The organism is Paraburkholderia sp. HD33-4, from assembly GCF_021390635.1.
Lineage (GTDB): Bacteria > Pseudomonadota > Gammaproteobacteria > Burkholderiales > Burkholderiaceae > Paraburkholderia.
On the sequence record NZ_JAJEJS010000002.1, the window covers coordinates 2,823,297 to 2,842,905 of the forward strand.

Genomic DNA, 19,609 nt, shown 5'->3' on the forward strand with positions numbered 1-19,609 from the left:
TACTTCGCTGGACGCGATCGGTGCCCAGCTTGCGCTGCCGCGCGACCACGCCGCATGCTCCTTTCGAAACGGAATCCTTCACTTCACGCAGGCCAACATGAGCGGCGAAGAATCTGAAGAAAAGCTTATCGGACTGTGCGCGTTGGCCGTCGTTTCCCTGATCACAGGTATGGCTTGCGGCGCGTTGGGCGCGCTTTTTCGCCTCTGCCTGGAACAGGCCGACAGATTGCGCAATCTTTTTCTCGCGTGGGCGCACACACAACACGCTGTGGGCATTGCTTTCGTAGTCGTGGGCGCCTCAGCCGCCACCGCGCTTGCGGCCTGGCTCGTCAGGCGCTTTGCGCCCCATGCGGGCGGCAGCGGTATCCCCCACGTTGAAGCCGTCCTGAATCGCGAACTTCCCGCAGGGGCCCTGATACTTGTTCCGGTGAAATTCATCGGAGGCGTGCTCGCCATTGGCGCGGGCCTGGCATTGGGCCGTGAAGGTCCAACCGTCCAGATGGGCGCCTCGATCGCGCATTGGCTCGGAGTGCGTTTTCGCCGCAACGAATCCGACTGCGCGGTCCTGTTTGCGGCAGGGGCCGGCGCCGGACTTGCCACCGCGTTCAACGCGCCGATCGCCGGCTCCGTCTTCGTGCTCGAGGAACTGATGCGTCGATTCGAAACGCGCGTGGCCGCCGCCGCGCTGGGCGCATCGGCCGGCGCAATCTCCATTGCGCGTGTCATACATGGCAACGCCCCAGACTTCCAGTTAGCCAGCCTGTCGTACCCAGACTTTGGTACGGTGCCGGCCCATCTGATTCTTGGCCTGGTTGTCGGGCTCGTTGGCGTTGCCTATTGCCAGGCAATACTCTGGGCGCTCGCCGCATCAGATAGGCTCGCGCGCTGGCCGGTCGAGGCGGGTGCCGCAATTGTCGGCGGCGCGATCGGTCTTCTGGCGTGGTACCAACCGGATCTGGTCGGCGGCGGCGACCCGATCACACAGCGAGCCCTCACGGGAGTCGGCACAATTTCCGCCATCGCGCCCGTCTTTCTGGTCCGCTTTGCTCTGGGTCCCATCTCATACGCCGCAGGGACGCCCGGCGGACTGTTCGCGCCGATGCTGGTACTGGGTGCACAGTTGGGACTTGTCTTCGGCATCGTTGTTGCCCACTTGCTTCCTGCACTCCCGATCGATCCGGTTGCATTCGCGGTCGTTGCCATGGCCGGCTTTTTTGCGGCGGTCGTGCGCGCGCCGGTTACCGCCATAGTCATGGTGACCGAAATGACAGGGAGCTTTACCCTTCTATTGCCGATGCTCACGACGTGCTTCGCGGCGATGATCGTGCCGATGATGCTGGGCTGTGCGCCAATCTACGACTCGCTGGGGTCGCGCTCCCGCAGGCAACATTTAGGGACCCGGCGGAACGGATCGCAATAGTTTTGCAAAGGCTGCGGACGGAACGCCTTCGCCAACTTTGAGGCCACCATCGAGAGCAGCAAAAACATGGGTCTTGGATCCCCTTCGAACCCATGCTCAACGCCGGGAGACGCGAGATCCGCACGATGCGCGACGGGTGGACAGTCAAACCTGGCAAGACTTCGACACCAAGAGCGCAAGTGCGTGTAAATTCGGATCCAGTGGTTTTCCGACCCGCCACAGCGTCTTCGAATCGGTCGCCATCGAATTAAGTACTACAGGCGTACAGGAGCCGGAATGAACACGAAGCACAGCAAAAAAGTACATCTTGAAGCCGCGGCGTCACATCATGAGCACGCGGCGCGATATCACCATCAGGCGTCGCGGCATTTCGAGGCTGGTCGAGACTATGCCCACGCTGCACACGAGGCGATGATGGCCCATGGCCACACGTTGCACGCGATCGATGAGGCACACGACGCTGGTGCACACAGCACCAATACCCCGCCGATAACGCCTGCATCGACCGGCTCTGCTTCAATCAGCGCAAACGCGGCAAAGCTTCACGCAACGGCAGCGGAGCTTCACGAGCAAGCGGCGCAACATATGCGCCACGCCGTCAAGCTCTTCGATCAGGACCGTAGTGTAGTCGCCCACGACGCGCAGCTAGCGCTCTCGCTTGCACTGCGCGCTCTGGCCCATGGCAACGAAGCAGCCAGATTGTTTGTCAAGCTCGTGCACGTCGAGCCTTCGTGAGTCATGTTGCATGGATTCAAAACAGGGACATCGCGTCTGGCAGAGCACTTGAGAGTGGACCAGCTCCGTTGAGGTCGATTATTGAGCGTACCGAAAGCTGAACCGGCACTTTCACATCACCGTGCACCATATGGTTGCCGTGCGGATCTACGGTCATGGGATGCCGCAAAGATCCGCACCGCGGGCACAACTGAAATCCGGCGTTCTACGCGGGACTATGCCTTCCGGTCCAGCCAGTCTGCCGCAATGGACTTCGCATGTGCGACGGCCTCGTGTGCGTTAAGGAATACACCGAGCTGCTCCCAACGTTCTTCGGCCGCGTAAGTCCCCTTCGTACCGAGTGCCCTTTGTACGCGCAAATTTGCCGTGTACGTGCCGTCTTCCAGTGGTCGAGCGGTTGCAATCACTTTGTGCGGGAGGTCAGATCTCTCCGGCTGAACCAACTCAACAGGACCGCCCGCAACGCCAATATCTTTCAACTCGTTCCTCGCGTTGCAGTCTGGACAGTAAAAGCACCACCCCTCGTCCTCGCGACGGGATCTGACCTGGCCGCGGGCCAGCACGGCGCGACATTCAACGTTTTCGCAGATGAACGGCATAGCGGTCTCCGAAGTTGTTTGCGAGAAATCCTAGCATGACCGTCGACGGCCGGCCATCGGCATTGTTGCCATGCCTGTTCCGCGCCGCCGATCCTAAGATCAGCGTGCTGAAGCCTTACTGAAAGGAGAGGAGATCACAGGCACAGCAGACAGACACGACGCGGTCAACTAATGCAGAATCTTGGCCAGAAAATCCTTCGCACGATCCGATTTCGGATTCTCGAAGAACGCATCCTTTGCGTCGTCCTCTACGATGCGCCCATGGTCCATGAAGATCACACGATTTGCGACTTTCTTCGCAAATCCCATTTCGTGCGTGACGCACATCATCGTCATTCCGTCCTGCGCGAGTTCGACCATCACGTCGAGCACTTCGTTGATCATTTCCGGGTCGAGTGCGGAAGTTGGTTCGTCAAACAGCATGGCGATCGGATCCATCGACAAAGCACGTGCAATCGCAACCCGTTGTTGCTGTCCGCCCGACAGCTGGGAAGGATATTTGTCGGAATGGGTTCGCAGGCCGACCCGATCCAGGAGCTTCAGACCTTTCGAGGTTGCCTCGTCCTTCGAACGGCCCAACACTTTGATCTGCGCAAGGCTCAAGTTGTCAACGATCGACATATGCGGAAACAATTCGAAGTGCTGGAACACCATCCCAACCTTTGAGCGCAATTTAGACAGGTTAGTCTTTGGATCGCCAACCGAATCACCATTGATCGTGATCCCACCTTGCTGGAATGGCTCGAGGCCATTAACGGTCTTGATCAGCGTGGATTTCCCGGAACCCGATGGACCGCAGACCACCACCACCTCACCTTTCCTGATATCAGTGGTGCAGTCGGTCAATACCCTGAATTGACCGTACCACTTCGAAACATTGCTGATAGAAATCATAAAAACACCTGCTTCTGGAAACATTAGACAGGCAGAACGGGCCGCAAGCGACCGCAAACAAATCGACTGGTTCTGCCGGTGTGTGGAAAACATCACGCGCCGCTCACATCAGCGTTGGCGTCCGAGCTGATGCCTGGCTTCCAGCAAACGCGCGTACCACGTCAACGGGAAGCACATCGCAAAGTAAATCAGTGCGACCATTCCGTAGATCGGGAACGGCTGAAACACCGCATTGGTGATCATCGAGCCGGTCTTCGTCAACTCCGTGAAACCGATGATCGAAGTCAGCGCGGTGCTCTTCACAACCTGAACGAGAAATCCGACTGTCGGCGCGACCGCAATGCGCAGCGCCTGAGGCCAGATGACGTAACGTAGTTGTTGCACATAGGTCAAACCAAGACTTGCACCCGCCGACCATTGACCACGCGGCACCGCTTCAACGCAGCCACGCCAGATATCGATCAGATAGGCACTGGTGTATAGCGTCAATGTTACGGATGCTGCGGCCCACGGCGACACATCAATGCCCAGCAATGGCAACCCGAAAAAGCCGATGAACAACTGCATCAGTAACGGCGTGCCCTGAAACAATTCGACGTACAAAACTACGCTGCGCTGCAGTATGCGGTTCTGCGAGATCCGCATCGCGAGCAGGATCATCCCTATCGCGCTGCCACCGACGAATGCGATCAGCGACAGCAAGACGGTCCAACGCGATGCGATGATCAGGTTGCGGGCGACATCCCAAAGTGAGAATTCAATCATCGAGTACGCCCTGAAAAAAGCCCTGATCCGAATCGGTTCAGCACACGTCGCAACGCGATTGCCAAGCCAAGATATATCGCCGTGATGACGAGGTAGATCTCAAAGGACCGGAAATTGCGCGACTGGATAAAGTTGGCCGCGTAGGTCAAATCCTGCACTGAAATCTGCGACACCACGGCCGAGCCGAGCATCACGATCAGCACCTGGCCTAGCAAAGCAGGAAACACGTTGGCTAGCGCCTGTGGCATGACAATGTGCCGGAACACCTGCTTCCCAGGCAGACCAAGCGCATATGCCGCGTGTACTTGTCCGCGCGGAACCGAATCGACACCGGCGCGAACGATCTCGGTGGCGTACGCCCCCAGGTTGACTGTCATGGCGAGGACCGCGGCCTGCATTTCGTCGATATGCACGCCGAGACTGGGCAGCCCGAAGAAGACAAAGAACAGCTGCACCAGAAACGGGGTATTGCGGATGAACTCGACATATAGCCAGACGAGCGATCGCAACCAGCGCGGGCCCGCCGCGCTGGCAGCCGCACCGGCGACGCCGAGGGCGCCGCCGAGCAACGTTGACGCCGCGGTGAGGCCCAGCGTCACTTCGACGCCGTGCGCGAGAATGCCTGCGTATTCGTGCAGATCTCTGAAGTCGAACGCGTAACTCATCGTGCTCTCACAGGTTGGCCGGCAGCGGTGCTTTCAGCCACTTCTGCGACATCGAGTTCAGCGTGCCATCTTTCCTGGCCTGCGCAATTGCCTCGTCGACCTTCTTCAGCAAACGTGGCTCATTCTTGTTCAGACCAACATGATCCGGTGAGCTGAACAGCGAAAACTTCTGCTCCGGATCGATCGCCGGATGACGAGCCATGATCGTTGCCCCAACATCGTTGCCAACGACCAGCAATTGCGCCTGCCCGGACAGGAAAGCCGATATCGCGCCGTTCGGGTCGTCGAAACGTTTGATCGTGGCCGTGGGGGGAGCAACCTTGCTGACGCTGAGATCCTCCAGCGTGCCGCGAGCGACCGCGATCGTCTTGCCCGCGAGATCGGCCGCCCCCTTCACCGTCAGGTTCTTCGGGCCAAAAACTGCGAGATAGTACGGCGCGTAAGGTGCCGAGAAATCGATGACTTTCGCGCGCTCCGGAGTCTGGCCGACCGACAGCAGCATGTCTGCCTTGTGGTCGGCGAGATAGGCCATCCGATTGTCGCCCGTGACCTGCACGAGTTCCACCTTTGCGTTGAGTGCTTTGCCCAGCACGTCCGCCATTTCGATGTCATAGCCTACCGGCTTCATGTCCGGGCCGATCGAACCGAACGGCGGATAGTCCTCGAAAACGCCGACTCGCACGACACCAGTTTTGGCAATCGTGTCGAGAGCATCAGCGTGAGCGATCGGCGCGAACGTGGCCAAAGCGGTAGCGCCAATTAGCGACAGCGCAAAAGTCGCGCTCGCGAAAAGCCGTTGCATCAGTCGTGAATGGGGTACTGCAGTCATGGTTGTCTCCTTGATGGATGGGTGCCAGCCAGGCTGTTAGGCCCGCGGTCGTTTTAATGTGCCTTCACATGAACGTCTTCGGGACGGGTCAGCAGGCGGATATCGCCTGCAGCGTCGGAACCGCGCGCCGGATGCGTCACCGCGATTCGCCGTCCGCCCGGCAGGCTCACGCCGCCCGCACCGTCGTACTGCACCGGCAGGGCGAGCATCGTGTTCATGCCGAGAAGATTTCGGTGTAGCGCTTGATCCACGCCGGCTGCACGGCGGCGAGCGCCTTGTCGTCATGCAGCACGGCCTTCTCGGCGATCTGCTGCGGGCTCGGCACGAACGCGCGGCTTTCGGCCGGAATCATCGCCTTCGAATTGACCGGGCCGTTCAGCACGTCGGCGGCCATGCGCCCCTGCACGCCGGCATCGAGCGAATGATTGATGAACGCGTGGATCAGGTCGGTGTCGCCCGGATGCGCTTTCGGAATCACCGTGAACATCAGCTGCGTCGCGAAGCCTTCCTTCATGCCGTAGGTCACGCCCATCCTGTACTCGGGCTTGCGGATCTGGTCCGGGAAAAACGCCGGCGAGTAGATGCCGCCGATATCGAGCGAGCCCGTGCGGAACAGGTCGGCCACCTGGTTCGGGTTCTCGCCGAGCGTCATCACGTGGTCTTTCAGTAGCGCGAGCTTTTTGAAACCGGGTTCGATGTTCTGCTGCGAGCCGCCGTTCATCTTCGCGGCGATGATCGCGAGATCGACCGCTTCGGCCCACTCGGGCGGCGGCAGGAACACGCGGCCGGCGTATTTCGGGTCCCACAGCGCCTCGTACGACGAAGGCGGCGTCTTGATGGTCGTGGTGTTGTAGATGAGACCGTCGGACCACAGCAGATAGCCGACGCCGAAACCGTTCGCGCCGGTACGGTATTGCGGCGCGACTTCCTTGAGGTTCGGCAGGCGGTCCAGGTCGGGCTTCATCAGCAGGCCCGCGTCCGCGAGACCGGATGCGCCCACACCCGCGAGCGTGATCACGTCGTAGGTCGGACGATCGCCCGACGCCTTGACCTTGGCGACCATGCCGGAGGTGCCGTCGGCGCGATCGGCAATCACTTTCGCGCCGGTCTTGGCGGTGAAGGTCGCGGCGATGTTGCGCAGCGCGGCCGTGCCGGTATCGTCCGACCACGTCAGGATGCGCAGCGTCTTGCCGCTGAAGTTGTGCTCCTGCGCACGCAGATTCAGAAACGGCATCGGCAGCGCGGATGCCGCGAGCGCCGTACCGATCGTCTTGATGGCCTGCCTTCTACCCCGTTTGATCTCTTGCATGGTCGTCTCCTGTCTGAACAACACGATCGTCGATCAATTGCTATCCGGCGATCGATGGTGTGTTGCGCAACTACACTCTAGGTACGTCAAAACCCGCCAACAATCGATATCTCCGCATGTGCGCCATGATGCAAGCTCATGCATATTCATCCGCAGTACTAACTCACTGTCAGAACCTGTTTGATTTCCTGAAACGCTGCGAGTCCGAACGGACCAAGTTCGCGCCCTATGCTGCTCTGCTTGTAGCCGCCCCACGAGGTCTGCGGAAAAATCAATTGCGGCGTATTGATCCAGACGACTCCAGCAGCCAACGCATCGGCGACTCGCTTACCGCGCACTGCATCGCGTGTGACAACTGTCGCGACCAGCCCGAAATCAGTATCGTTGGCGGCTTCAATCGCATCTTCTTCAGCGTCGAAGCTGCGCACGCACAGCACCGGACCGAAAATTTCCTCGCGCCAAACGGCGCTATCGGTTGGAACATCGACGAATATCGTCGGCTTCACGAAGTAGCCCGGACCGGCCGGTACTTCGCCCCCAACCAACAGACGTGCGCCATCGGCCTTACCCCGCTCAATAAAGCGTTGCACCCGCTCGAATTGCGCGCGGCTAGTGAGGGGCCCCATCTGCACACCCGGCGAAAACGGGTCGCCAACTACCATTTGAGTCGCGCGCTCGGCAAGGCGCGCAATGAGCGCTTCGGCGATCGTCCGCTCGACGAGCACCCGCGAGGTTGCCGAACACATCTGGCCTGCATTGAAGAAGGCGCCGCCCGCCACCAGGTCAACAGCAAGATCGAGATCCGCATCGGCGAACACCACGATTGACGACTTGCCGCCAAGCTCAAGACTCACGCCCTTGATCGTTTCAGCGGCGGTCTTCATGACCTGCTCTCCGACGGCCGTGCTCCCGGTGAAGGACACCTTCGCGACGCGCGGATGCGCAGTCAGCGGTGCGCCGACATCGGCACCCGTTCCGGTGACGACGTTGAACACGCCCGGCGGCAGGCCAACCTCGGCAACGATCGCGGCCAATTGCAGCTCAGGCAGCGGTGTAACTTCAGATGGCTTAAGCACGACCGTGCAACCCGACGCGAGAGCAGGCGCGAGCTTCCATGCGGTCGTGACCATCGGGAAATTCCACGGCACGATCAGTGCCGCGACTCCTGCCGGCTCGCGGCGAATCACCGCGCGATGATCCGCGCTGGGAATGACAACTTCGGCTTCGCCAGTCTCGTCGAGTTGCCCGGCCAGTTCAGCGTAGTAGTCAAAGGTCGCGACGACATCACCGATGTCGATCTCCGCTTCCGCAAGCGGCTTACCATTGTTGAGCGATTGGAGCGCAGCGAGAGATTCACGACGTGCCTCCACACCACGGGCGATCGCACGCAGATAGGCAGCGCGGGCTGCACCGGTCGTATTCTTCCAGCCGCTGAATGCGCGGGCCGCAGCCTGGACCGCGCGTTCAACGTCCCGTGCGTCACCCGCTTGAACTTCGGCAATGAACTCTTCCGTGGACGGATTGACCACCGGCAAGGAACCGCCGCCTTCGCTATTGCACCAGCAGCCATCGATATAGAGCTGAGTACTCAGCAGCTCGCCGCATCGCAAGGGCATTTGCGTATTCATGCCGACACCTGCTCGAACCAGGTTGCCTCGTCGATCTCGATGACGGTTGGGACGCTACGCGACGCGGCCTGCTGCAATTCCGTCAGGAGGCTCCCCGGCTCACCCACCCGGCTCGCCGCGCATCCGAAACCACGCGCCAGCGCAATGAAGTCCGGTGTGTAGATATCCACGCCGACCGGTGTGATGTCGCGCCGAACCATGTATTTGCGGATTTCGCCATAACCGAAGTTGTTCCACAGCAGCACGATCACCGGCACACGAGCCTCGACTGCACTAGCCAGCTCCGGCATGGTGAACTGCAAACCGCCATCGCCGATCAGGCAGACTACCGGTCGTCGTGGCGCAGCAAGCTTCGCACCGATGGCAGCTGGCAGGCCATAGCCCAGCGTGCCGTAACCTGTCGAGGAATTGAACCAGGAACGCGGCGCGGGGGCGTCATGCACGAAGTTGCCGGCATAGACCGGGCTCGTCGAGTCTCCTGCGATGATCACGTCGGGCAACGCGCTGACGATCGTCTCAACGAATTGCTTTTGCGATCGCATCGGCGCATCGTAGCTGGCCGCGATGGCGGCACGCACGGCCGAGACCCGCACCGCACCCCAGTCAGCTTGCCGCGACGGCAACGGCCGCTCGCGCAGGCGCGCCGACAGGCTGCCGAGTGCGTGCTTCGCATCGGCAACTATCGCTGCTTCAGGACGAAAATTTCGCATCACCTGTTGCGCGTCGATATCGATGCGAATGAGTCGGCCACCGATAGAGAAGCCACCATCGAAAACGACGTCGTAGTCGGTTTCACCCAGCTCGGTCCCGACAGCAAGTACCACATCGGCTTCCCGGACCATGGCCCGCGTCTGCGGCAGCGATTGGGTTGAACCGAGCGACAGCGGATGACCGCAAGGCAAAAGGCCTTTCGCGTTGATCGTGAGAGCGACCGGCGCCTGCAACCGCTCGGCCAACTCGCACAGCTCGGCCGAGGCTTCCACCGCTCCACCGCCAGCCAGAATCAACGGCCGCCGGGCTTCGGCAAGCAGGTCCGCGGCAGCGTCGAGCGCGCCGGCGCTGCCGGTCGGCCTGTCCGGCAATGCCGCCGGCGTCAGCGCCATTCCGCTCGCGGACGCGACGATTACGTCGAGCGGAATCTCGATATGCACCGGCCGCGGCCGGGCACTCTCGAACACGGCGAAAGCGCGCGAGAGAACCTGGGGGAGTTCAGCGGCATCGAGCAGCGTATGCGAGAACGCGGTAAATCCCGCGAATACTTCGCGCTGCGAAGGCAATTCGTGAAGACGCCCGTCTCCGCTAGCCAGTTGCCGTCGTTCGTTCACACTGGAAATCACCAACATCGGAATCGAATCGGCATAGGCCTGCGCCATCGCCGTTGCGATATTGGTCATACCGGGACCCGTGATGATGAAGCACACGCCAGGCTTGCCCGTGACCCGTGCATAACCGTCCGCCATAAAACCCGCACCCTGTTCGTGGCGCGGCGTCACATGCCGGATCGAAGAAGCAGCAAGACCGCGATATAGCTCGACCGTATGCACACCCGGGATGCCAAATACGCACTGAACGCCATACCCCTCAAGCAACATAACGAGCGCCTCGCCACAGGTTCGATCTGGCGTCGCTGGGGACGCTATTGTGCTGGCGCAGACCTCACCGAGGAGGTGTGTGGTTTCGGGAAAATTCATTAGTCTTCACGCTCCCGGTTGGTTTGAACCCTGCATTCAGGTGTCCGTATAAAAATCGAGATCTCGTCCGGCATTTACTGCATTTGCCCGTAATCACCTACGCGATTCGACCTGCGAGCTGAACGTAGTCGTCGCGCTCTTCCGTTGAATGAATTCTCGTTGCTGGATGCGCGCCGAACAACCGATAATTTTTCATGATCGGCATGAACCATTCTCATATCAGAGGGAAAACCCGATCTCATATCCGCCTAAATTCAAGGACTTTTGGCGAATTTCAGTGCATCGTTAATTACAAATTCTCATGACGACGCAAGGAGATCGGCGCAACTTCGAAGACCGTCGTAGCGAATGCGAAAACAGTTATTTTTATTGGGTTTCCAGTTTGAAAAGGCCCACGTTGGTTGTTGTGATACTCATCGATACATCGCAGGCCGACTAACACCACGGTTAGTCACGACGCTTCACACCAGGCAGAACACACAGCATCTCGTAGGCGAGATTCGCACCGAGCAATGCGGTCGTGCCGAATGGATCGTAAGGCGGCGCCACTTCGACGAGATCCGCTCCGACCAGGTTCAAACCCCAGCAGCCGCGAATGATCTCCAGTGCCTGTGGCACCGTCAGCCCCGCAATCTCCGGCGTGCCGGTCCCCGGCGCATACGCGGGATCGATCCCGTCGATATCGAAGGTCAAATAGACAGGGCCGCCATCGACGCGCTGTCGCACCTCTTCCATCAGCGGTGCGAGCGAGCGGTTCCAGCATTCCTCTGCCTGTACGACGCGAAAACCCTGGTTGCGGCACCAGTCGAAGTCTTCGGCCGCGTAGCCCGTGCCGCGCAGACCAATCTGCACGACGCGCTCGCAATCCACCAGTCCTTCTTCCACCGCGCGGCGAAACGGCGTGCCATGCGCGATCTTCTCTCCCATCATCGTGTCGTTGACGTCCGCGTGGGCGTCGACGTGAATCAGTCCGACCTTGCCGTACTTGCGATGCATCGCGCGCAGGATCGGCAGCGCGATGGTGTGGTCCCCGCCCAGCGAAATCGGCTTGGCACCGTGCTTGAGGATTTCGTCATACGCGGTTTCGATGCGCGTGATCGAATCGAGCAGGTTGTACGGATTGATCGCCACGTCGCCGATGTCGGCCACGCGCAGCGAATCGAATGGCGCGGCGCGCGTCGCCATGTTGTACGGACGCAGTAGCACCGACTCGCTGCGAATCTGGCGCGGCCCGAAGCGCGCACCGGTGCGGTTCGAGGTACCGAGGTCGAACGGCACGCCAACAAAGCACGCATCGAGACCTTCGGCCGACGCAAGGTTCGGTAGACGCATCATCGTCGCAATGCCGCCGCAGCGCGGCATCTCGTTCCCGCCCAAGGGATGAAAATAGCTATCTGACATGTTAAGTCTCCGCTTTCATTTAGACTGCCGTATCATTGAATCTCGGCACACGTACATTTGTAAGCGTTCAAAAGTCAGAAATGAATCTCGAATTCGGAATGTTCACATTGATAACTTGCAATGTATCCCTGCGTGCGGTGGAGGGAGCGTGTTAGGAAGCTTGACCGATCTGGACCTGCGCTTGATCCGCGTCTTCCTTGCCGTGGTAGACGCCGGCGGAATTAGCGTTGCGCAAACGACCTTGAACGTCGGTCAGCCGACCATCAGCACGCAGTTATCGACGCTCGAGACCCGGCTTGGCTATCGGCTGTGTGAGCGCGGCCGAAGCGGATTCCGGCTCACTTCGCGCGGGGAGCGCTTTTACGAACTTGGCAAAAAACTGTTCGAAGCGGTGGATGAGTTCAGCAGCAACGCGCGGAACATGGACAGGAAGCTGGTCGGCACCTTGAACATCGGTCTTATCGGGCACACGCCCGTTAGCCAGAATGCGCGTATCAGTCAGGCAATCGCCTCTTTCAGGGAACGCGACGAAGCGGTGCGCTTCTCTATTTCGGTCAGGTCGCCTGGGGAGTTGGAAGAGCACCTGCTAAGCGGGCAGATCCAGATCGCGGTCGGCTATTTCTGGCACCGGGTGCCCACGCTCGACTATGCGCCGCTCTTCAGCGAGCAGCAGATCGCCTATTGCGGCCGGGGCCATCCGCTGTTCGAGCGGTCCGGTCGGCTAGATGCCTCGACGGTCGCGGATTTCGAGTGGGCCTGGCGCACCTATCCCCTGCCCGAGGTGCAACTCTCCACCACGCCGGGCAAGGTCACTGCGCAAGCTGACAACATGGAAGCCGTATCGCTGCTGATTCTCTCGGGTCATCACCTCGGATACCTGCCGCGGCATTTTGCGGATCCCTACGTAAAACAGGGCCTGCTTGCCGCTCTTAACCCCGAAGTGCTCCGTTACGAAGTGACGTTTCACGTGGTCACCCAGGCGCGTGGCCGCCAAAACCCAATCGTCACGGCTTTCCTCGAAGATTTGACGACGGCGCACCTTCCCGCAAACGACGAATCGTAACGCGATCATCAATGCCGGCGCGCCGCCTGGCGTCCGGCATCACTGCTGCGCGACGGCCGGTGCAACAATCGCGCATTGAATACCCAGTGCGCAGCGCTCAGATCCCCCCGACGCACATGTACTTGATGACCACGTAGTCGTCGATACCGTAGTGCGAGCCTTCACGTCCCAGGCCCGATTGCTTGACGCCGCCGAAAGGCGCCACTTCGTTCGAGATCAGGCCGGTGTTGATGCCGACCATGCCGTACTCCAACGCCTCGGCGATGCGCCAGACACGGCCGATATCGCGGCTATAGAAATACGATGCGAGGCCGAACTCCGTGTCGTTCGCCATCCTGATCACTTCCTCGTCCGAGGAGAAGCGGAACAGCGGTGCGAGCGGTCCGAATGTTTCGTCGCTCGCGACCTTCATGGACTGCGTGACATCCGCGAGCACGGTCGGCTCGAAAAAACTTTGACCGAGCATGTGACGCTTGCCACCGGTGACGATGCGCGCGCCCTTGGCGAGCGCGTCTTCGATATGCGATTCGACCTTCAGCACCGCGGCTTCGTTGATCAACGGACCTTGCGTGACCCCCTCTTCCGTGCCGTTGCCCACCTTCAGTTGGCCCACAGCGACCCGCAGCTTGTCGGCAAACAGGTCGTATACCTTGTCGTGCACGTAGAAGCGGTTGGTGCAGACGCAGGTCTGCCCGCTATTGCGATATTTCGAGGCAATGGCGCCGGCGACAGCCGCGTCGAGATCCGCATCGTCGAACACGATAAACGGCGCATTGCCACCGAGTTCGAGCGACACCTTCTTCACCGTCGGCGCGCACTGCGCCATCAACTGGCGGCCAAGCGGCGTCGATCCGGTGAACGACAGCTTGCGCACGACCGGATTGCCGGTCAGTTCGGAGCCGATCGCGTTCGACTCGCCCGTCACGACGCTGAAAACGCCGCGTGGCACGCCTGCGCGTTCGGCCAGCACGGCCATCGCGAGGGCGGACAACGGTGTCGCTCCCGCCGGTTTGACGATAATCGTGCAGCCCGCGGCCAGCGCGGGACCGACTTTGCGCGTGATCATCGCGGCCGGGAAATTCCACGGCGTGATCGCCGCGCATACGCCGACCGGCTCTTTCGTGACGACAATGCGCTTGTCGCCCGCCGGCGTAGGAATGGTGTCACCGTAAATGCGCTTGCCTTCTTCAGCGAACCATTCGAGAAAAGACGCCGCGTACTGGATCTCGCCTTTGGCCTCGGCGAGCGGCTTGCCTTGTTCGGTGGTCAGGATCTTCGCCAGATCGTCGGCGTTTTCCTGCATCAGATCGTGCCATTTGCGCAGAATCGCCGCACGTTGCTTCGCAGTGGTCGCGCGCCATGCCGGCCACGCGACATTTGCCGAGTCGATGGCGCGGCGCGTTTCGGCCGCTCCCATGCGCGGCACCGTGGCGATGGTTTCGCCGGTCGCGGGATTGCGCACGTCGAAGGTCGCGCCGTCGTCGGCGTGTTGCCATTCGCCCGCGATAAACGCACGGGCCTTGAGGAGAGTCGGATCTTTCAGCGTCAACGTAGTCATGTGTTTGAGCTCTTCGAGTTCGATCGTGCGTGTCGGGTCGCGCCGCACGCGTCAAGGCATCCGGCGCGGGTCAGCGGATTTCATGCCGCGACCGCGACGCTGTCCTTGATTGCCACTTCCAGAATCGCCATGGCTTCGTCGAACACGGCGTCCTGGATCGTGAGCGGGAACAGGAAGCGCACCACATTGGAATAGACCCCACACACGAGCAGCAGCAAACCGCGTTCGAGCGCGCGTGCCTGCACGCGCTTCGTGAAATCGACGTCCGGCTCCGAGCCGCCCGCCTTGCAGAACTCGACGGCCACCATACCGCCGGGACCACGCACATCGGCGATTTGAGTGACTTCGCTTTGCAGTGCCGCGAGCTTGGCCTTGATTCGGTTGCCAAGAACGGTGGCCCGGTCGCACAGGTTTTCCTCGTCGATGATGTCGAGTACGGCATGCGCTGCGGCCAGCGCCAGCGGGTTGCCGGCGTAGGTACCCCCGAGGCCGCCGGGCGCCGCCGCATCCATGACGTCGGCCCGGCCGACCACGCCCGACAGCGGCATGCCGCCAGCGAGGCTCTTGGCCATCGTCATCAGATCGGGTACCACATCGTAGTGATGCATCGCAAAGAGCTTGCCGGTGCGGGCGAAGCCCGTTTGCACTTCGTCGGCGATCAGCAGGATGCCGTGCTCGTTGCACAGTTTGCGCAATGCGCGCACGAACTCGATGGGCGCCTGATAGAAGCCGCCTTCGCCCTGAACCGGTTCAAAGATGATCGCGGCCACACGCTTAGGATCGATGTCGGCCTTGAACAGGTACTCGATGTGCTTCAGCGAATCTTCCGTGGTCACGCCGTGCAACGGATTCGGGAACGGCGCATGGAACACGTCCGATGGGAACGGGCCGAAGCCAATCTTGTACGGCGCAACCTTCCCGGTCAGCGCCATGCCCATCAGCGTGCGGCCGTGGAAGCCGCCGGTGAAGGCGATCACGCCCGGACGACCGGTCGCGGCGCGCGCAATCTTGATCGCGTTTTCGACGGCTTCGGCGCCGGTCGTGAAGAAGGCGGTCTTCTTCGGATAGTCGCCCGGCGCACGCTGATTGATCTTCTCGGCCAGTTCGACATACGACGCATACGGAACGATCTGGTACGCCGTGTGGGTGAAATGATCGAGCTGGTCACGGATCGCGGCGACGATCCTGGGATGGCGGTGCCCCGTATTGCACACCGCGATGCCAGCGGCAAAGTCGATAAAGCGGCGGCCTTCGACGTCCCACAGCTCCGCGTTCTCGGCGCGCGCGGCATAGAAATCGCACATGACCCCGACGCCGCGCGGCGTGGCGGCGTCCTTGCGGCTCTTCAGTTCAGCATTGTTCATCGACGTCTCCTTCGCTCCCGGTTTTTGACGGATGCCGCGCCCACGGCGTGGCACATGCAGCGACTATAATGAGATTTGGCTCGCACTTTCAGAGCCATTTTGATAAGAATGTAGGAGCCAATCGTGCGCAGGAGCGTTTTGTCGGACTGGCTGGCGCAGCGCCTCGACCGGGGCAACGGCCAGCCGATCTATCGCCAGTTGCATCGGCTGCTGCAGCAGGCGATCCTGTCGCGGGAATTGCCGGCGGGCAGCAAGGTGCCATCGTCGCGGTTGCTCGCACAGGAGTTGGGTATCGGGCGCAACACCGTCACGCAGGTGTATGAGCAGCTGGTGCTCGAAGGCTACGTGAGTTCAGCGACCGGGCGCGGCACTTTCGTTGCCGACAGCGCGCCGGACGAGATCGTCGGTGCGCTCGATGTGGAGTCATCCGGCGCACATCGCACGCCATTGCCGCTTCCGGCAACCCGTGTGCTCTCCGCGCGCGGCGCGCGGCTGATCGCCGGCGCAGGCGTGTCGAAGCGTCAGTGGGGCGCGTTCATGCCGGGCGTGCCGGACGTCACGAAGTTTCCCGCGCGTGAATGGAGCCGGCTGCACAACAAGTACTGGCGCCGGCTTCGTCCAGACCTGCTCACGTATGCGCCGGGCGGAGGCCTGGCCTCGCTGCGGCACGCGCTGGCCGACTATCTGCGCACCTCGCGCTCAGTGCGCTGCACGCCCGAGCAGATCATCATCACGACCGGGATTCACCAATCGGTTGATCTGGCCGTGCGGCTACTGTCCGATCCAGGCGATGTGATCTGGACCGAAGACCCCTGTTATTGGGGCGTGCGCAGTGTGCTGCACGTGTCCGGCCTGCAAACGCGGCCGATCGCGGTCGACGCCGAAGGTATCAATCCTTCGCCCGACGATCTCGCGCAGCCTCCGAAACTGATGCTCGTCACGCCGTCGCATCAGTATCCGCTCGGCATGGTGATGAGCCTCGCGCGCCGCCGCATGTTGCTCGAGTACGCCCGGCAGCACAAATGCTGGATCATCGAGGACGACTACGACAGCGAATTCCGCTATGGCAGCCGCCCACTGGCGTCGCTGCAAGGGCTCGATATGTCGGGCCAGGTGATTTACGTAGGCAGCTTCAGCAAGACGCTGTTTCCTGGTTTGCGGATCGGCTATCTGGTCGTGCCGGAAGCGCTGGCAGAGAGCTTCGCCACCGCGAGCGCCGAGTTGTATCGCGAGGGACAGTTGCTGCAGCAGGCGATGCTCGCGGAGTTCATCGCCGAGGGGCACTTCGCGTCGCACATCCGCAAGATGCGCACGCTCTACGGGCAGCGTCGGCAGATTGTGCTCGACGCAGCGTCACGACGTTACGGTGATGCACTGCCGGCGGTGGGAGGCGACGCCGGCTTGCACCTGGTCATGCAATTGCCCGCAGGCAGCGACGATCGTCTGGTGGCGGCCGCCGCGCTGGAGCGCAATATCATCGTGCGGCCGCTGTCGGGTTATTACGCGCAGCCGTCACTCGACTCGTCGGGCTTGCTGCTCGGTTACGCGTGCGTACCCGATGAAGACATCGGTCCTGCGTTCGACACGCTCGGCGATGCGATCGACTCTACCTTGAACGTGTTGGCCTCATGACGGCTCCTGGCCCCCGCCAGGACGTCGCCGATCACGGCAATACGCGGCCACAGAATCTGCTGGCGCGCCTGTGAGGCCAGCAATCCCTTGCTCGAACATGCGTGCTTGCCCTGCCTCCAACACCCGAAAGCGCGTTTCACATTGCGGGATTCACTTCGAATTTCTTCAGCACCATCTTTTTGTCGCTTGAAACCCTGTTTTACATCGCAAAAACTGTCACCTATCTCATTGAAAAATAAGCAAAAATTATGTCTTATGTCTTATATAAGACTTTGCCGAAACGCATCCGAGCGGCGCTACCATTTAGTCATGCAGTGCGCTCGAAATACGCAGGGGCACGCTGAACGATCTACTCAATCGCGCTTTGCTCTCAAGGAGATACTCATGGCCCAATATCAAGACGACATCAAGGCAGTTGCTGGTTTGAAGGAGAAACAAGGCAGCGCGTGGAATGCCATCAATCCGGAATCTGCCGCACGCATGCGCGCCCAGAACAAGTTCAAAACGGGCCTGGACATCGCGAAGTACACCGCGAAGATCATGCGCGCCGACATGGCCGCGTACGATGCCGACCCGTCGAAGTACACCCAGTCGCTCGGCTGCTGGCACGGCTTCATCGGCCAGCAGAAGATGATCTCCATCAAGAAGCACTTCAACAGCACCGAGCGCCGCTATCTTTACCTGTCCGGCTGGATGGTGGCCGCGCTGCGCTCCGAGTTCGGCCCGCTGCCAGACCAGTCGATGCACGAAAAAACCTCCGTCAGCGCGTTGATCCGTGAGCTGTACACCTTCTTGCGCCAGGCCGACGCCCGCGAACTGGGCGGCCTGTTCCGTCAGCTCGACGCGGCCGAAGGCTCTGCGAAGGCCGCCATCCAGGAAAAGATCGACAACCACGTCACCCACGTCGTGCCCATCATTGCCGACATCGACGCGGGCTTTGGCAACGCCGAAGCAACCTACCTGCTGGCCAAGCAATTCATCGAAGCGGGCGCGTGCTGCATTCAGATCGAAAACCAGGTGTCCGACGAGAAGCAGTGCGGCCACCAGGACGGCAAGGTCACCGTACCGCACGAGGACTTCCTGGCCAAAGTCCGCGCGATCCGATACGCGTTCCTGGAACTTGGCGTGGACGACGGCATCATCGTGTGCCGCACCGACTCGCTGGGCGCCGGCCTGACCAAGCAGATCGCCGTGACCAACGCTCCGGGCGACCTGGGCGACCAATACAACTCGTTCCTCGATTGCGACGAAATTTCGGCCGACGCACTGGGCAATGGCGACGTCGTCATCAAGCGCGATGGCAAGCTGCTGCGTCCCAAGCGCCTGCCTAGCAACCTGTTCCAGTTCCGCGCTGGCTCAGGCGAAGCACGCTGCGTACTGGATTGCATCACCTCGCTGCAAAACGGCGCCGACCTGCTGTGGATCGAAACCGAAAAGCCGCATATCGCCCAGATCGCCGGCATGGTCAACGAGATTCGCAAAGTCATCCCGAACGCCAAGCTGGTGTACAACAACAGCCCGTCGTTCAACTGGACCTTGAACTTCCGGCAGCAGGCATATGACGCGATGAAGGCCGCAGGCAAGGATGTGTCGGCATACGAGCGCAACCAGCTGATGAGCGCGGAATACGACCAGACCGAACTGGCGATCGCCGCCGACGAAAAAATTCGCACCTTCCAGGCTGACGCTTCGCGCGAAGCAGGTATCTTCCACCACCTGATTACGCTGCCGACTTACCACACCGCGGCGCTGTCGACCGACAACCTGGCCAAGGAGTACTTCGGCGACCAGGGCATGCTGGGTTATGTGGCTGGCGTACAGCGCAAGGAAATCCGTCAGGGCATTGCCTGCGTCAAGCACCAGAACATGTCCGGCTCGGACATCGGCGACGACCACAAGGAGTATTTCAGCGGCGAATCGGCCCTGAAAGCGGCGGGTAAAGACAACACGATGAATCAGTTCTGATACCAGTAGTACCCCAAGCAAAACACCAACCCATCCGGGTTGGTGTTTTTTTATCCAACGACGTCGCGTGTGACCTTTCTCACGCGCTCGG

The 19,609-nt window shown here is 60.8% G+C and carries 16 protein-coding genes and 1 pseudogene; 5 read left to right on the forward strand and 12 right to left on the reverse strand.

All coding sequences use genetic code 11. From position 1 onward, the window contains the following. Positions 1-97: 97 nt before the first annotated feature. Complete coding sequence (gene clcA / locus L0U84_RS32660) at positions 98-1,420, forward strand: H(+)/Cl(-) exchange transporter ClcA (protein ID WP_233856178.1); 1,323 nt, start codon at positions 98-100, stop codon at positions 1,418-1,420. A gap of 276 nt (positions 1,421-1,696) precedes the next feature. After that, positions 1,697-2,155 (forward strand): hypothetical protein, encoded by a 459-nt coding sequence (locus L0U84_RS32665; protein ID WP_233856179.1) that lies wholly within the window; start codon positions 1,697-1,699, stop codon positions 2,153-2,155. Positions 2,156-2,370: 215 nt separating this feature from the next. Here the strand turns inward: L0U84_RS32665 and L0U84_RS32670 are convergent, their stop codons facing one another. The 10 genes and pseudogenes from L0U84_RS32670 to speB all read right to left on the reverse strand — a co-directional run bounded on the left by L0U84_RS32670 (position 2,371) and on the right by speB (position 11,936). Further along, positions 2,371-2,754, reverse strand: a complete 384-nt coding sequence (locus L0U84_RS32670) for a hypothetical protein (RefSeq protein WP_233856180.1) — start codon at positions 2,752-2,754, stop codon at positions 2,371-2,373. Positions 2,755-2,922: 168 nt separating this feature from the next. Next, the gene (locus L0U84_RS32675) at positions 2,923-3,648 is read right to left on the reverse strand and encodes an amino acid ABC transporter ATP-binding protein (protein WP_233856181.1); all 726 of its coding nucleotides are present in this window, start codon (positions 3,646-3,648) and stop codon (positions 2,923-2,925) included. A gap of 108 nt (positions 3,649-3,756) precedes the next feature. Then, on the reverse strand, positions 3,757-4,413 hold the full coding sequence (locus tag L0U84_RS32680; RefSeq protein WP_233856182.1) for an amino acid ABC transporter permease: 657 nt from the start codon (positions 4,411-4,413) through the stop codon (positions 3,757-3,759). Beyond that, positions 4,410-5,078 (reverse strand): amino acid ABC transporter permease, encoded by a 669-nt coding sequence (locus L0U84_RS32685; protein WP_233856183.1) that lies wholly within the window; start codon positions 5,076-5,078, stop codon positions 4,410-4,412. Before L0U84_RS32685 ends, L0U84_RS32680 begins: the two co-directional genes overlap by 4 nt. Before the next feature lie 7 nt (positions 5,079-5,085). Continuing rightward, entirely contained in the window at positions 5,086-5,880 is a 795-nt protein-coding gene (locus tag L0U84_RS32690; RefSeq protein WP_442794092.1) for a transporter substrate-binding domain-containing protein, read from the reverse strand. Positions 5,881-5,966: 86 nt separating this feature from the next. Then, positions 5,967-6,107: pseudogene (locus L0U84_RS32695) on the reverse strand (polyamine ABC transporter ATP-binding protein); the annotation flags it as partial. 14 nt (positions 6,108-6,121) lie between these two features. Beyond that, on the reverse strand, positions 6,122-7,216 hold the full coding sequence (locus L0U84_RS32700) for an ABC transporter substrate-binding protein (protein ID WP_233855099.1): 1,095 nt from the start codon (positions 7,214-7,216) through the stop codon (positions 6,122-6,124). 158 nt (positions 7,217-7,374) lie between these two features. Further along, positions 7,375-8,844 carry an aldehyde dehydrogenase family protein gene (locus L0U84_RS32705; RefSeq protein ID WP_233856186.1) on the reverse strand — a complete coding sequence of 490 codons (1,470 nt, stop codon included), beginning with the start codon at positions 8,842-8,844 and terminating at the stop codon, positions 7,375-7,377. Further along, a complete protein-coding gene (locus L0U84_RS32710) occupies positions 8,841-10,535 on the reverse strand; it encodes a 5-guanidino-2-oxopentanoate decarboxylase (RefSeq protein ID WP_267939979.1) in 1,695 nt (564 codons plus the stop codon). The genes L0U84_RS32705 and L0U84_RS32710 overlap by 4 nt, the downstream gene beginning before the upstream one ends. 447 nt (positions 10,536-10,982) lie before the next feature. Continuing rightward, on the reverse strand, positions 10,983-11,936 hold the full coding sequence (speB, locus tag L0U84_RS32715) for an agmatinase (protein WP_233856188.1): 954 nt from the start codon (positions 11,934-11,936) through the stop codon (positions 10,983-10,985). Between the two features lie 148 nt (positions 11,937-12,084). On the opposite strand from speB, the gene L0U84_RS32720 reads away from it, so the two are divergent. Then, on the forward strand, positions 12,085-12,999 hold the full coding sequence (locus L0U84_RS32720; protein ID WP_233856189.1) for a LysR family transcriptional regulator: 915 nt from the start codon (positions 12,085-12,087) through the stop codon (positions 12,997-12,999). A 97-nt stretch (positions 13,000-13,096) separates the two neighbouring features. Here the strand turns inward: L0U84_RS32720 and gabD are convergent, their stop codons facing one another. After that, entirely contained in the window at positions 13,097-14,557 is a 1,461-nt protein-coding gene (gene gabD, locus L0U84_RS32725) for an NADP-dependent succinate-semialdehyde dehydrogenase (protein ID WP_233856190.1), read from the reverse strand. Positions 14,558-14,637: 80 nt separating this feature from the next. Beyond that, positions 14,638-15,921: a 4-aminobutyrate--2-oxoglutarate transaminase gene (locus tag L0U84_RS32730; RefSeq protein ID WP_233856191.1), complete on the reverse strand. Its 1,284-nt coding sequence runs from the start codon at positions 15,919-15,921 to the stop codon at positions 14,638-14,640. A 123-nt stretch (positions 15,922-16,044) separates the two neighbouring features. Between L0U84_RS32730 and pdxR the strand changes: the two genes are divergently transcribed. Next, complete coding sequence (gene pdxR / locus L0U84_RS32735; RefSeq protein WP_233856192.1) at positions 16,045-17,553, forward strand: MocR-like pyridoxine biosynthesis transcription factor PdxR; 1,509 nt, start codon at positions 16,045-16,047, stop codon at positions 17,551-17,553. A 384-nt stretch (positions 17,554-17,937) separates the two neighbouring features. Then, positions 17,938-19,518, forward strand: coding sequence for an isocitrate lyase (locus L0U84_RS32740; RefSeq protein ID WP_233856912.1), 1,581 nt, complete (start codon positions 17,938-17,940; stop codon positions 19,516-19,518). Positions 19,519-19,609: the final 91 nt, after the last annotated feature.